We start from the raw sequence: 1,112 nt of genomic DNA, 5'->3' as shown, positions 1-1,112 counted from the left end.
GTGGTAATTGCAGCAGGAGATCCCGTTAAGGTCACACTGCCCGTTCCGTTATTCGTAATCGTAACCCCTGCTGTTGCCAGAGCCGTTAAACTGCCGTGTGCCACGGAAATCGTGGTGGTCACAGAAGCACTGTCTATGTCGGTGAGGCTTATCGCATTGCCATTGGCAGAGCTAAAGACCTGAGCGGTGTCTTCATTCGTGGTTTGAGCACCAGGGACGCTGTTGGTTGGGGCATCATTAACCGGATTGACTGTCAGATTCACCGTAGCCGTTTCCGTAACTCCGCCGGAAGTCACTGTGTAGGTAAAGCTGGTACTGCCGTTGTAATTCGCAGCTGGGGTAAAGCTTAAAGTGCCGTCGCCATTCAAGAGCACTGTGCCGTTGTCCACGACCACCGTGCTGCCTTCGTCAACCGCAGTGCCGTTAATGGCAGTGATGGTATGGCCTGCATTTTCAAAGGTATCATTGGCATTCACGTCAAGATTAGCCACCGTGTCTTCATTGAAGGTAGCTGCATCGTTGGCAATATCGACGACTGGATTGACTGTAATGGCAATGCTGTCCGTATCACTTAAGAGGCCGTCACTGGTAACGACCGTCAAGCTGTCTGCACCGTTGTAATCAGCAACCGGAGTATAAGTTAAACCATTCAAGGCTGTGGTGATGTTGGCTGGAGATCCTACCAGAGTCACCGTTCCTGTTCCGTTATTCGTAATGGTAACCCCAGCTGTTGCCAGAGCCGTTAAGCTGCCGTGTGCCACAGAAATCGTGGTGGTCACAGATGCGCTGTCAATGTCGGTCAGGCTGATGGCATTGCCATTGGCAGAGCTAAAGACCTGAGCGGTGTCTTCATTCGTCGTTTGAGCACCAGGGGCGCTGTTGGTTGGAGCATCGTTGACCGGATTGACTGTGAGGTTCACCGTAGCAGTTTCTGTAACTCCGCCAGAAGTCACCGTATAGGTAAAGCTGGTACTGCCGTTGTAATTGGCAGCTGGCGTAAAGCTTAAGGTACCGTTGGCATTCAAGAGCACCGTGCCGTTGGCCACAGCCACTGTGCCGCCTACGGCAATGGCCGTACCGTTAATTGCAGTAATGGTATGGCCTGCGTTTTC

Annotated in this window: 1 protein-coding gene; it reads right to left on the bottom strand. The window is 52.3% G+C overall.

Going from position 1 to position 1,112, the window contains the following annotated elements; translation table 11 throughout:
- The coding region (locus Lqua_RS09660) for a tandem-95 repeat protein (protein ID WP_157076140.1) at positions 1 to 1,112 on the bottom strand (1,112 nt) is incomplete at both ends.

Origin of the sequence: Legionella quateirensis (genome assembly GCF_001467955.1) — a bacterium.
In the GTDB taxonomy this organism is placed as follows: Bacteria; Pseudomonadota; Gammaproteobacteria; order Legionellales; family Legionellaceae; genus Legionella; species Legionella quateirensis.
This window is presented reverse-complemented; position numbering and strand designations above follow the sequence as displayed.